The organism is Klebsiella sp. CN_Kp075, assembly GCF_040065055.2.
GTDB lineage: Bacteria > Pseudomonadota > Gammaproteobacteria > Enterobacterales > Enterobacteriaceae > Klebsiella > Klebsiella aerogenes.
Map to the genome: position 1 here is coordinate 2,317,144 of NZ_CM198050.1, position 13,200 is coordinate 2,330,343.

Annotated in this window: 11 protein-coding genes; 4 read left to right on the forward strand and 7 right to left on the reverse strand. The window is 55.0% G+C overall.

All coding sequences use genetic code 11. The annotated features are described in order from the left end of the window. Window positions 1-205 precede the first annotated feature (205 nt). From uspF to nifJ, 3 genes are all read right to left on the reverse strand, one after another. Window positions 206-640 (reverse strand): universal stress protein UspF, encoded by a 435-nt coding sequence (gene uspF / locus ABLV78_RS11060; protein WP_047048939.1) that lies wholly within the window; start codon window positions 638-640, stop codon window positions 206-208. 144 nt (window positions 641-784) lie between these two features. Further along, entirely contained in the window at window positions 785-1,939 is a 1,155-nt protein-coding gene (gene ompC, locus ABLV78_RS11065; protein WP_047048936.1) for a porin OmpC, read from the reverse strand. A gap of 361 nt (window positions 1,940-2,300) precedes the next feature. Beyond that, window positions 2,301-5,828 (reverse strand): pyruvate:ferredoxin (flavodoxin) oxidoreductase, encoded by a 3,528-nt coding sequence (nifJ, locus tag ABLV78_RS11070; RefSeq protein WP_047048934.1) that lies wholly within the window; start codon window positions 5,826-5,828, stop codon window positions 2,301-2,303. A gap of 655 nt (window positions 5,829-6,483) precedes the next feature. Between nifJ and ABLV78_RS11075 the strand changes: the two genes are divergently transcribed. Further along, window positions 6,484-6,750: a putative hemolysin gene (locus ABLV78_RS11075; RefSeq protein WP_032711780.1), complete on the forward strand. Its 267-nt coding sequence runs from the start codon at window positions 6,484-6,486 to the stop codon at window positions 6,748-6,750. A 16-nt stretch (window positions 6,751-6,766) separates the two neighbouring features. On the opposite strand, the gene hslJ is transcribed toward ABLV78_RS11075, so the two are convergent. The 3 genes from hslJ to ABLV78_RS11090 all read right to left on the reverse strand — a co-directional run bounded on the left by hslJ (window position 6,767) and on the right by ABLV78_RS11090 (window position 8,951). Next, window positions 6,767-7,189 (reverse strand): heat shock protein HslJ, encoded by a 423-nt coding sequence (hslJ, locus tag ABLV78_RS11080; RefSeq protein ID WP_047048931.1) that lies wholly within the window; start codon window positions 7,187-7,189, stop codon window positions 6,767-6,769. A gap of 125 nt (window positions 7,190-7,314) precedes the next feature. Then, the gene (locus ABLV78_RS11085; protein WP_032711778.1) at window positions 7,315-8,304 is read right to left on the reverse strand and encodes a 2-hydroxyacid dehydrogenase; all 990 of its coding nucleotides are present in this window, start codon (window positions 8,302-8,304) and stop codon (window positions 7,315-7,317) included. 146 nt (window positions 8,305-8,450) lie between these two features. Then, window positions 8,451-8,951: a DedA family protein gene (locus ABLV78_RS11090; protein ID WP_032708230.1), complete on the reverse strand. Its 501-nt coding sequence runs from the start codon at window positions 8,949-8,951 to the stop codon at window positions 8,451-8,453. 186 nt (window positions 8,952-9,137) lie between these two features. Between ABLV78_RS11090 and ABLV78_RS11095 the strand changes: the two genes are divergently transcribed. The 3 genes from ABLV78_RS11095 to ABLV78_RS11105 are packed head-to-tail and all read left to right on the forward strand — an operon-like array spanning window position 9,138 to window position 12,284. Then, complete coding sequence (locus ABLV78_RS11095) at window positions 9,138-11,771, forward strand: YdbH family protein (protein WP_348865381.1); 2,634 nt, start codon at window positions 9,138-9,140, stop codon at window positions 11,769-11,771. Then, window positions 11,768-11,953, forward strand: a complete 186-nt coding sequence (locus tag ABLV78_RS11100) for a YnbE family lipoprotein (RefSeq protein ID WP_015366326.1) — start codon at window positions 11,768-11,770, stop codon at window positions 11,951-11,953. The genes ABLV78_RS11095 and ABLV78_RS11100 overlap by 4 nt, the downstream gene beginning before the upstream one ends. Window positions 11,954-11,960: 7 nt before the next feature. After that, entirely contained in the window at window positions 11,961-12,284 is a 324-nt protein-coding gene (locus ABLV78_RS11105; RefSeq protein ID WP_047048925.1) for a YdbL family probable chaperone protein, read from the forward strand. On the opposite strand, the gene feaR is transcribed toward ABLV78_RS11105, so the two are convergent. Then, entirely contained in the window at window positions 12,285-13,193 is a 909-nt protein-coding gene (feaR, locus tag ABLV78_RS11110; protein WP_047048921.1) for a transcriptional regulator FeaR, read from the reverse strand. Between the last annotated feature and the right edge of the window lie 7 nt (window positions 13,194-13,200).

The following is a 13,200-nucleotide window of genomic DNA, read 5'->3' on the forward strand; positions in this document are numbered from 1 at the left end:
GCTCAATTCATAGTGTGGCATCAGAAGAGCACGCGTTGTGCCAGTCGCTGGAGCAATTCCCGCTGGCGCGTAGCAATGAGTGAGGTCTGATAGAAAACCGTGGCGTGTATGGTACGGATTCGGGGGGGCAATGTCAGCATCTTTCCGGCACTTTAATCCGCGAGGAGTAAAGATAATAAAGCCCGCCGGGCGGCGGGCTTTGCGATTATCTGACGACCAGTACCGAGCACTCGGCATGGCGCACTACCGCCGCGGCGTTAGAGCCGAGCAGATAAGTGGTGATGTCCGGGCGATGCGAGGCGATAATGACCAGGTCGGCGGGCAGCGATTTAGCCAGCGCCAGGATCTTATCTTTTGGCGAGCCTTCGGCAACGTGGAAATGCATTCTGTCTTCCGGAATGGCGAAGCCTTTGGCCAGTTCACGCAACTGCGCTTCCGATTCGGCGCGCAGTTCATCCATTGCCGGCAGTTCAGTGGTATAGGCCATACCCAGAGAGGCGTAGTAGGGTAGCGAAGGGATAACGGTGAGGAAATGCACCTGCGCGTCATCGACGCGTGCTTCGGATTCAACGTGGCGGATCACACGTTGAGTAAATTCTTTATCAGAAATATCGATGGGTACCAGAATCATTCTACTCATAAAACCTCCTGTTTTAATAACCACCAAAACAGTATGCCATCAGGATTGAGGTTCTGCTACTGCGTGAATCACAAATTGGTACGACAACCGGCAATTTATTGTTGGTTTAAGTGAAACGCCCGCCGTGAACGGCGGGCGCAAGCATTAGAACTGATATACCAGACCCAGTGCTACGATATTGTCGGTAGAAATACCGTTGTCTTTATAGAAGTCGTCATTGCCGTCGAGCAGGTTGATTTTGTAATCAACGTAGGTGGACATATTACGGTTGAAGTAATAGGTCGCGCCGACATCCATATATTTAACCAGGTCTTTATCAGAGTACTGGCCCATATAACTCAGGTCTTTGCCTTTGGATTGCAGGTAAGAGATCGCCGGACGCAGGCCAAAGTCGAACTGATATTGTGCGGTGACTTCAAAGTTCTGCGTCTTATTGGCGATACCACCGCCATGATCGCTGTTGGTAGAACCATATGGCGTCATATTACGGGTTTCAGAATACATAGTCGCCAGATATACATTGTTGGCGTCATATTTTAGACCTGCAGTCCAGGCATCCGCTTTGTCGCCCTTGGCGTAGCGATCGCCAACAGTATAGTTTTGCTGGGCGTTTGTACGATCGGATGAAGTATATGCTGCCCCAGCGCTGATACCCATGCCTAAGTCATAGGTAGCGGACAGGCCATAGCCGTCGCCATTGTCATAGCGAATATCGCCATCGGTGCTGCGGTTATTGGTACCCACATTCATATCTTCAGTATTCTGGTTTTCGTTTTTACCCTGATACTGAAGCGCGAAGTTCAGGCCGTTAACCAGGCCGAAGAAATCGCTGTTACGATAGGTCGCGACACCGTTGGCGCGGCCGGTCATAAAGTTGTCGGACTGGGTATAAGAGTCGCCGCCGAACTCTGGCAGCATATCGGTCCAGGCTTCCACGTCGTACAGGACGCCGTAGTTACGGCCATAGTCGAATGAACCGTAGTCGCCCGCTTTGATCCCGGCGAATGCAAGACGGGTCCATGCCTGATCGCCGGAGCTTTCGGTGTTGTTGGCCTGAACGTTGTATTCCCACTGACCATAGCCGGTGAGCATATTGTTAATTTGCGTTTCACCTTTAAAGCCGAAACGCAGGTAGGTCTGGTCGCCGTCTTTGCTGGAGTCGCTGGAGAAATAATGTAAACCGTCTACCTTGCCGTAGAGATCTAATTTGTTGCCATCTTTATTATAAATTTCTGCCGCGTGAGCAGCGCCGGCAGCCAATAATGCCGGGATAACCAATGCCAGTGCTTTTCTTTTGATTTGGATATTCCTTTAACTATTTTTGTTTTAACTTCCTGGGTGGAAGTACGGCTATGCTAAAGGAGCGCATTCTGATATGATAAGTATCAATTGTTACAATATAAGTAAATTCTAAAGTAAATAAATATACAGTAATGATAATTTTCCGTATGAATGGTTTGCGGGTAAATATATAAAATAAAAATTATACAATACAGATTGAATATCGTATTCTGACTGCGTTATATGCCTTTATTGTCATTGAATTCTTATATTGTTGCCGTCTCATTCATATTGAATGATTAATTTGTCGGAAAATGACAAGCCCGAATAGATTTACTATTCGGGCTTTTTTTATAGCACCAGATTTGCGTCAGCCGGTTTAGCTTTCGGTTGTCGGTTTCTCCGCTTTACCTGCCAGCTGGGCCAGGAAGTCATAGCGTTTTTGTAGGTCGGCGGCCGCGTCTTTCCACAACTGCTCGGCAACTTCCGGCTGCTGGGCGTTCAGGCGGCGGAAGCGTTGCTCGTTGAGCAGCGTCTCAGCCAGCGCGTCTGACGGCGGGCGTGAGTCCAGCGCCAGCGGCAGCTTACCTTCATCGGCGCGACGCGGGTCGAAGCGGTACAGCGGCCAGAAACCGGTTGCCGTCAGCTGGCGCATCTGGTCATGGCTTAGCGCCAGGTCGTAGCCGTGCTCCTCGCACGGGCTATAGGCGATAATCAACGAAGGACCCGGATAGGCTTCCGCTTCCTGAATGGCTTTCACCGTCTGGTTAAGCTGCGCACCGAGCGAAATCTGCGCCACATAGACATGACCGTACATCATCATGCTCACGCCGAGATCTTTGCGTGCCTTACGTTTGCCGTGCTCGCCAAACTTGGTGACCGCGCCGAGCGGCGTCGCCTTCGATGCCTGCCCGCCGGTGTTAGAATAACACTGGGTATCGAGTACCAGGATATTGACGTTTTCCGTCAGGCTCAACACGTGGTCAAGGCCGCCAAAGCCAATATCATAGGCCCAGCCATCACCGCCGATAAGCCAGACCGATTTCTCAACTAAAGCATCCGCATCGGTGAGCAGCTCTTCGGCTCCGGCTACGCCCGTCAGCGCCTGACGCAGCTCGGCGACCTGTTCGCGGCGCGCTTCCGGCGACGCTTGCGCATGTAGCGCGGCATTCAGTTCAGTCGGCAGCTTATCGGCAAATTCGCTCAACAGCCGCATTACGCGCTGGCGGTGTTGATCGACGGTTAAGCGGAAGCCCAGGCCGAATTCGGCGTTGTCTTCAAACAACGAGTTGGCCCACGCCGGACCGCGGCCGTTAGCGTCAGTGGTATAAGGCGTTGAGGGGAGGTTGCCGCCGTAAATAGAGGAACAGCCGGTGGCGTTGGCAATCAACATCCGATCGCCATACAGCTGGGTCAACAGTTTGATGTACGGCGTTTCGCCGCAGCCGGAGCAGGCGCCGGAGTATTCAAACAGCGGACTAATCAGCTGCGAGGTACGAATATCAATGCGCTCAAGTTTCGTGCGATCGATTTCCGGCAGATTGAGGAAGTAATCATAATTGACTTTCTCTTCTTCAACGTGCTCAAGGCGCGACATCATATTGATGGCCTTGATGTCAGGATTCTGGCGATCTTTCGCCGGACACACTTCGACGCATAGGTTGCAGCCGGTGCAATCTTCCGGCGCGACCTGCAGAACGTACTTCTGCCCGCGCATATCGCGTGATTTCACATCCAGCGAGTGCAGGCTGGCAGGGGCGTTTTCCATCTCTTGCGGTGAGACCACTTTGGCGCGGATTGCCGAATGCGGACAGGCGGCGACGCAGTGGTTGCACTGGGTACACAGCTCCTCCTTCCAGATAGGGATTTCTTCGGCAATGTTGCGTTTTTCCCAACGGGTTGTGCCCATGGGCCAGGTACCATCTGGCGGCAGCGCGGAGACCGGCAGCGCATCGCCAAGACCGGCAAGCATCGCCGCGGTGACGGTTTTGACAAAGTCCGGCGCGGCATCGGAGACCACTGGCGGACGATTAGGGCTGCTGGCGTTAACCGGCTGCAGCGGCACTTCCGCCAGCGATTCGCGGGCCAGCGCCAGCGCCTGCCAGTTGCGTTCCACCAGCTCCTGACCTTTACTGCTATAACTTTTGGCAATCGCACCCTGCAGTTCGGCCAGCGCGCTGTCGCCCGGCAGGATTTGGGTTAAATGGAAAAAAGCCATCTGCATAACGGTGTTGATGCGCGCGCCAAGGCTGCACTCGCGGGCGATTTTCGCCGCGTTAACCACATAAAAGCGCGCTTGCTTTTGATTCAGCGCGGCCTGTACTTCCTGCGGCAGGCGGGACCAAACCTCATCAGCGCTGTAGGGCGTATTGAGCAGGAAAATGCCGCCGGGCTTCAACCGCTCTACCATCTGATATTTATCGATAAATTGCAGCTGGTGGCAGCCAACGAAATCGGCCTGCGAGATCAGATACGACGAGCGGATCGGTTTTTCGCTAACGCGCAGGTGCGAGACGGTCAGGCCGCCGGCCTTCTTCGAATCATAGACAAAATAGCCCTGCGAGAACCACGGCGTGGAGTTGCCGATAATCTTGATATTGTTTTTGGTCGCCGAGACGCTACCGTCGCTGCCGAGGCCGTAAAACAGCGCTTCCAGCTTCGCTTCCGCAGGTAACGTGTTTTCCCCCAGCGGCAGCGAAAGGTTCGTCACATCATCGTATATGCCTACGGTAAAACGAGGCTTGGGCTGTGCGGCTTGTAATTCATTGAAGATAGCCAGCACGCATTCCGGGCCAAACTCTTTGGACGAGAGACCATAACGGCCGCCAATAGTACGCGGTAGCGTTTCGCGCTCGCCGCGGTTGAAGGCTTCCGCCAGTGCGGTCATAACATCGAGGTATAGCGGTTCGGCCAGCGCGCCGGGTTCTTTGGTGCGATCCAGTACGGCAACCGCGCGGGCGCTTTCCGGTAAGGCCTGCAGCAGATGCGCGGCGGAGAACGGGCGATAGAGGCGAACTTTCAGCACACCGACTTTTTCCCCACGGCTCAGCAGTTCATCAACGACCTCTTCACAGGTACCGATAGCGGACCCCATGATGACAATAACTCGTTCCGCCTGCGGATGACCGTAAAATTCGAACGGTTTGTACTGGCGACCGGTGGTGGCGGCGAAATCATTCATCGCCGTTTCAACGTGCTCGTACACCGCGTCGTACCAAGGGTTGGTTGCTTCACGGGACTGGAAGTAGGTGTCCGGATTGGCGGAGGTGCCGCGAATGACCGGATGCTCCGGGTTAAGGGCGCGTTGGCGATGCTCGGCGATTTTATCCTGCGGCAGCAGGGAACGAATAGTGTCATCCGCCAGCGGAGCGATTTTGTTGATTTCGTGCGAGGTGCGGAACCCATCAAAGAAATGAATAAACGGCACGCGGCTTTGCAGCGTGGCGATATGGGAAATCAGCGCGAAGTCCTGCGCTTCCTGGACGCTGCTGGCGCAGAGCATCGCGCAGCCGGTCTGACGCACGGCCATCACGTCGGAATGATCGCCGAAAATTGACAGCGCATGAGTGGCGACGGTACGGGCGGCGACATGCAGGACAAAAGGCATCAACTGGCCGGCCAGCTTGTACAGCGTCGGGATCATCAGCAGCAGGCCCTGCGATGACGTAAAGGAAGTGGAAAGGGCGCCGGTCTGCAGCGCGCCGTGCACGGCGCCGATAGCCCCGGCTTCCGACTGCATTTCGACCACGCGGGGGACGTCCCCCCAGACGTTTTTCAGCCCATCGCCAGACCAGGCGTCGGCCTGCTCCGCCATCGTTGAACTGGGCGTAATCGGGTAGATGGCGATAACTTCACTCGTGCGAAACGCGACTGAAGCGACCGCGCCATTACCGTCAATCGTAATCATAAGAAGACACCCTTACATTGCGCAAAAAGAAGGGACTCGTGAAACGGCGACGAGTCCTGTTGTTATTTCCATATTTTAGCAAACGCCCGCCGCGACCATTTTCGCATTTGTGTCCTTGGGAATGTCCTTACCTATGTTTGGATCAATTTTTTGGCGGAAAAACAGAAAAGTGGCTGACCAGAGAGCTCAAAAGGTAGTGACGGATACCGGCGATGCATCGCTTAAACAAAGCAAAATATATTTTTAAATTTAATAGCTTTTAGCCAACCGGCAATCGCGTGCTATTTATTTGCTGCGGTGAATTCCCCTCTGCGGCGGAGCGTTCAGTTCAGTTCCCTGTTGGCGAAAATTAGCACGCGAATTAGCTCGAACTGGCTAATTCACCGGGAGGCACCCGGCACCGCAATCATCATGTGCAAACTATGCCGCCCGGTCGCTGCAACCGTGATTTTTTCGTCGGGAAAATATTTCGGGCTGGGATGAAAAGCGCGCTGGTAAGGCGCTTTGCCTGCCGAGATCAAGCTTTAAGCGGAAAATTTGCTAGAAAATGTTAATGAGGCGCATAAATACGTATTTCGCCTCTCGACGGCAGGCGCTGCGCTGCCTATTATTCTTGAGTTTGTTTATTCTAAGATGTTTCTGAAAGGGGGAGAGGATGCGAGCTGCGTTTTTAGTGGGGTGCGCTGCGTTATTACTGTCGGCTTGTAGCAACGAGCCGGTGCAACAAGCCACCGCGGCACACGTACCGCCCGGCATGCGCGCGGCGATGAGCGACAGCGGCCAGGCGAATTGCGCGATGGTTGGCGGTTCATTATCCGTTGCCCGCCAGCTTGATGGCAGCGCTATTGGCATGTGCGCGCTACCGAATGGTAAACGCTGCAGCGAGCAGGCATTAGCGGGCGGAAGCTGCGGAAACTACTAATACGCAACGCGCCTCGCTACATTAAATCGGCGAGTTTATACACCAGTGATTGGTCGGCGGTCGCCAGCGTGAGCTGATTCTCCGTCAGATCGACCTGCGCGCCCTCGCGCAGCATTTTGCTGAGGGTATTATCCAGCGCGTTCCGTTGCGGATCCGCGCACAGCTTACGCGTCATCGCCAGCTGTTCAACTTTTAGCTCGCCGTCAGACAGCTTGCCCTGGCCGCTGAAGCCGTTGCACATCGTGCCTGACACATACATTTTTTCGCCGAAGCTAATTTCCGGCGGCGGCGTCTGGCCTGTCGGTAGCGCCTGGCCGTTAACGCTGGTCAGCACAAAACGGTGATGTTGCAGTTGTTCGGCGTTGGTAGAAACTTTGCTGTTGTATACGCAGCCCGATAGCAGCATTCCCGCCGCCAGCAGTGCAGCAAACTTATTCATTCGTACTCCAAAACATTTGTCATATCAATAAAACGAAAAACAGTGTAACTGTAATGCAGGCAGGATCTGTGGGGATTGTCTGAATGTGCCCCCCGCTAACGGGGAGCACAAAAGGGGAAAGAAGCTTAGACCAGCGCGTTCGGGCAGGTTTCGCCCTTAGCAACCTGCTGAAGATTACTCAACGTTGTTTCGGAAATACCGATCAGCGCTTCAGCCGTCAGGAACGCCTGGTGGCCGGTAAACAACACGTTGTGGCAGGCGGAGAGCCGGCGGAACACGTCATCCTGAATGACATCGTTCGATTTATCTTCAAAGAACAGATCGCGTTCATTTTCATACACGTCCATTCCCAGCGCGCCGATTTTCTGATGCTTCAGCGCGTCGATAGCCGCTTGAGAATCGATTAGCGCGCCGCGGCTGGTATTAATGACCATCACGCCGTCTTTCATCTGATCGAAGGCTGCCTGATTGAGCAGGTGATAGTTTTCGTCGGTAAGCGGGCAGTGCAGCGAGATAACGTCGGACTGCGCGTACAGCGTCGGCAGGTCGACATATTCAACGCCGAGATCCAGCGCCGCCGCGCTCGGATAGGGATCAAACGCCAGCAGGCGCATACCGAAACCTTTAAGGATCCGCAGCGTCGCGACGCCGATTTTACCGGTGCCGATCACTCCCGCGGTTTTACCGTACATGGTGAAGCCGGTCAGCCCTTCCAGCGAGAAGTTGGCATCGCGGGTACGTTGGTAAGCACGGTGGATACGGCGGTTCAGGGACATCATCATACCGATGGCGTGTTCTGCTACGGCTTCCGGCGAGTAGGCAGGAACGCGCACGACGCGCAGACCCAGCTCTTTAGCAGCGTCAAGATCGACGTTGTTAAACCCGGCGCAGCGCAGCGCGATGTATTTCACGCCGTGGGCTTTCAGCTCTTCCAGCACCGGACGGCTACCGTCGTCGTTAACGAAGATACATACCGCTTCACAACCGTTGGCCGTTTTTGCGGTCTTTTCGGTCAGCAGGAAGTCGAAAAATTCCAGTTCAAAGCCGTATGCGTCGTTAACATGCTGCAGATACTTTTTATCGTACTGCTTGGTACTATAAACAGCGATTTTCATAAGGCTTTCCTCTAGTGATAATACCGTCACGGTAGCATAATTAAAATAATCTTACAAATATTAAAAATTAGTTTAATCATCAGGTTATGATATTAATTCTAGAGCATATCGCAGTCTTAAGAAATCTCTTTAAAAGACAATACGTTTCACCAAAAACTAAGGCTAAATGCTCCCGGCGCCAGCAGGATAAATGGCCAGAGTAAACCCGATGCAACGTTGGCCACCTGAAAACGCCATAGCGGCGTACCGCTGGCGCCGGTAACCAGCGGTAACGTTGCTCGCAGCGGCGACAGAAAGCGGCCAAAGAATACCGCCCAACCGCCGTGACGGCGCAGGAATAGCTGGCTGCGCAGCACTCGTTCGGCGCTGAGCCAGCGCAGACGCTGCAGATGATGCTGATAGCGACGGCCAATTTGCCATGAGAGCCAGAATCCGCCGATTGCGCCGAGGCTGGCGCTTAGCCACATTAGCAAGAAATGACCGATACTGGTTGACGCCAACGCCCCGAGCACCAGCAAACCGGAGGTCCCGGGGATCACAAAAGAGATGAGGGCGCAGGATTTACTGAAGGTCAGCAGGAAAACAATCAGTAATACCAATGAATAGTGGCTCTGCGCGCGTTCGATCAGCGAGATAATGAGCTCCACGGAATAACGGCTCCTTATTACCTGTTTTTCCAAGTGTCGCAGGCATAATTTAAACGAAGACTAAATATTTTTTCAGCAGAAATGAGTGCGGCTATCCTTAATCTGGACGTTAACTTTCACTCGCGGGTCGAACGTGCCACAATAGGCGCTTATCGGCTTTTACTTAGAATCAGGATTTGACTGCCCATGAAGGGTAAATATAAAGCCGCTCTTGCGCTGTTATTAGCTCTAATTTTGCTGCCGTTGGCCCTGCTGGCCACATTAACGCATTGGGTTCCGACGCTGGCGGGTATCTGGCTGCCGGTCGGCACGCGGATCTCGCTTGGCGAAAGTCCGCGCCTGACGCGCTCCTCGTTGGTTATCCCCGATTTACGCTACCTGGTGGGCGATTGTGAAATTGCTCGCGTCAGCAACGCGCGTCTTACCCGTCCCAGCCGCTGGCGGTTACACCTGAGTGAACTGGATATCAATAGCGCCTGCCTGGCTAAGGTCCCCTCCAGCGAGCCGCTCTCCGGCGCGCCGCGAACCCTCGCCGAGTGGCAATCGATGCTGCCGTATAGCTGGTTAACTATCGACAATCTGCGCCTGTCGCCGTGGGAAAAATGGCAGGGAAAACTGGTGATGTCGTTGACGCCTGGGCAGCAGGATATCGGTTATTCAGGCAAAGAGGTCACGCTACAGGCGAAACTGCGCGGCCAGACCTTAACGGTCAGCAATTTCAGCGCGCGGCTGGTGGAAGATCAGGCGCCGGTTAAGCTGGTCGGTGAATTCGAAATGCCGCTGGTGCCGGATGGCCTACCGGTCGATGGTCATCTGGTCAGCACTTTCGAATTCCCGCAAACGCCGGGTCTGGTGGATGCGGAACTGGAATGGCAGAAAAATCGCGGCCAGCTGCTGGTCACGCCGCGCGGTGAGGTTGAGCCGATGCTGGATTTGCCTTGGGAGATAACCCCGGAACGTATCACCATCAGCGACGGGCGCTGGAACGCGGTTTATGCCGGCTATCCGCTTAGCGGGCGGGTGGCGCTATCGGTTGGCGACTGGCAAAAAGGCACCGAAGAGATGGAAATCAGCGGCCGGCTCAATGTGTTAACGCACGGTGAAGCGGGTAAGGGGAACGCCGTGCTGAACATTGGCCCAGGTAAGCTAAGCATGGATCACAGCGACATGCCGCTCAGCCTGACCGGCGAAGCCAAGCTCGACGATATGATTTTTTACGCCGTGCTGCCCGCCAAACTCAGCGGGCCGCTAACGACGCCTGAGCTGGCTTTTCATCCCGGGGCGCTGCTGCGCTCGCGCGGGCGGGTGATTGACTCGCTGAATATCGATGAGATCCGCCTGCCGTTGGCGGGAGTGAAAGTGACTCAGCAGGGGGTGGATGGCCGCCTGCAGGCGATACTGCGCGCCCACGAACAGGAAATGGGCGATTTCATCCTGCACCTGGATGGGCAAGCCGACAACTTTATGCCCGACCGCGGTCGCTGGTCGTGGCGATACTGGGGAGATGGTCACTTTACGCCGATGCAGGCGCGCTGGGATGTGAAGGGCGCCGGCGAGTGGCGGGACAGCGCCATTATTCTTAACAGCCTGTCGACCGGGTTCGATAAGCTACAGTACGGCACCATGCTGGTCAGCACGCCGCGCCTGACCCTCGATAAACCCATTCACTGGTTACGCAATGAACAGCATCCAAAATTCAGCGGCGCGTTGTCGCTTGATGCCGGTAAAACCACTTTCAGCGGCGGCAGCGTTCTGCCGCCGTCAACGCTCAAGTTCAATATTGATGGCCGCGATCCGACCTGGTTCCTGTTTAACGGCTCATTACACGCGGAGAAAATCGGCCCGATTCGTCTGACCGGCCGTTGGGACGGCGAACGCCTGCGTGGCCAGGCCTGGTGGCCGAAACAGTCGCTAAGCGTATTCCAGCCGCTGATCCCGCCGGACTGGAAAATGACCCTGCGTGAAGGTGATATGTATGCGCAGGTAGCATTTTCCGCGGCAGCCGGGCAGGGTTTTGAGGCCGGGGGCCACGGCGTCTTAAAAGGCGGTAGCGCCTGGATGCCGGACAACCAAATCAACGGCGTCGACTTTGTTCTGCCATTCCGCTTCAGCGGCGGAAGCTGGCAGCTCGGTACCCGCCGTCCGGTTTCGCTGCGTATTGGCGAAATCGTCAACCAGTTTACCGCCAAAAATCTCAGCGCCGATCTCCAGGGAACATGGCCCTGGAGCGAGCAGGATCCGCTGGAATTGAGCAACGTCAATGTTGATATCCTTGGCGGTAAGCTGACCATGCAGCAGCTAAGGATGCCGCAGCATCAGCCGGCGCTACTGCGTCTGCAGAATATCTCCAGTAGTGAATTAATCAGCGCCATCAAAGTAAAACAGTTTGCGGTGTCTGGCGCGTTTAACGGCGCGTTACCGTTATGGCTGAACAACGATAAGTGGATCATTAAAGACGGCTGGTTTAGCAACCCCGGCCCGATGACCATGCGTCTGGATAAAGATACCGCCGATGCGCTGGTGGCCGAAAACGTTTCCGCCGGCGCGGCGATCAACTGGCTGCGCTATATGGAAGTCTCGAAATCCTGGACGCGTATCAACCTTGATAATCTCGGCAAGCTGACGATGAGCGCGGCGATTAGCGGCACCAGCCGGGTGGACGGAAAAAGCAGCACCGTGCATTTAAACTATACCCATGAAGAGAATATTTTCGATCTGTGGCGCAGCTTGCGCTTCGGCGATAATTTGCAGGCATGGCTTGAGCAGAATGCGAAACTGCCCGCCCCGCGCTGTACGGATACATGTAAGGAACCAAAATGATAAAACTGTTCGCCGCGGCGCTGGCGACCCTGCTGCTGGCAGGCTGTACGCCGCGTATTGAAATCGCCGCGTCCAAGGAGCCGATCACCATCAATATGAATGTCAAAATTGAGCATGAGATTCATATTAAGGTGGATAAGGACGTCGAAAATCTGCTGAAGTCGCGTAGCGATCTGTTCTGAGGCGATAATGAAAAAACGACTGCTGACAGCCACCCTGGCGTTAATGCTGTTGAGTAGCCCGGCGCTGGCGCTGACCTTGAATGAGGCGCGGGCGCAGGGGCGGGTGGGGGAAACGCTGAACGGCTATCTGGCGCCGCTGAAACAGGATGCGCAGACGTTGGCGTTAGTTAAACAGATTAATGCCGCGCGCAGCGAAAGCTATCAGCAACTGGCGGATGACAATAACCTGCCGGTGGATGAAGTGGCGAAAATGGCCGGGCAGAAGCTGGTCGCCCGGGCGCAGCCGGGGGAATATGTGCAGGGTATTAACGGCAAATGGCTGCGCAAATAGTTACCGATAGCGCTTACGGTATTCGCCGGGCGATACGCCGAAGCGCTGCTTAAACGCTGTCGAAAAATGGCTATGGTCGGTAAAGCCCCAACTGTAGCCAATTCCCGCCAGCTTCTCTTCATCATGAGCGTTTTGTAGCGCCCGTGCGCACAGGTCTAGACGCCGGTTCTTAATATACTGCGCGACCACCAGCCCCTTATCGGCAAACAGGCGGTACAGGCTGCGTACCGACATGCCGGTTTCCCCGGCCAGCCACTCCGGACGCAGCTGCTCTGACTGTATCGACTCATCTATCAACGCCATGATTTTTTGAAACTGCTTCTCGCGACGCGTCGGCGGTGCGTCATGCTGCTGTAGCATTGGTCGCAGCAGACAGACGATAGCCTCCAGCGCCGCTTCGCCTTCGCTTTCTGAGAGCGCCGGGCTGCGCATACTTTCTTGCAGCAGCCGTTGGCTAAGCTGGACCATCGGCAGCGTTTTATTCAGCCGGGTGGCGATGCTGATGTCGCTGCCGTGCAGCTGGCTTTCCACGAGCTGGCGGGGCAGCAGCAGCGAAGCCTGTTTTGACGTTTGTTGCCAAAAGATAGAGCAGGGGCGTGAGGCATCAATGAGCGTGATATCGCCGGCCTCAAGCACTACCTGGCGCTCGTCCTGCTCGATAGCCGCCTGGCCCTCGAGCTGAAAAACGGTATAGAACCAGGCGTCGTTGTCGCGTTTAATTTCATTACGGGTGCGGTAAAGATTGACGCCGCGGGCGGTGACGGTACTGACTTTGAGGCTGCCGGTATAGCTTGCATCAATTTCGCCATGGAACGCGCCTTCCAGCGGACGGGCGGCAAAATGGCCGCATACCTGGTTAATCTTCGCTAACCAACGCTGATAGTCCTGCCCGTTTTCTACCGTCGCCATCGTCTGC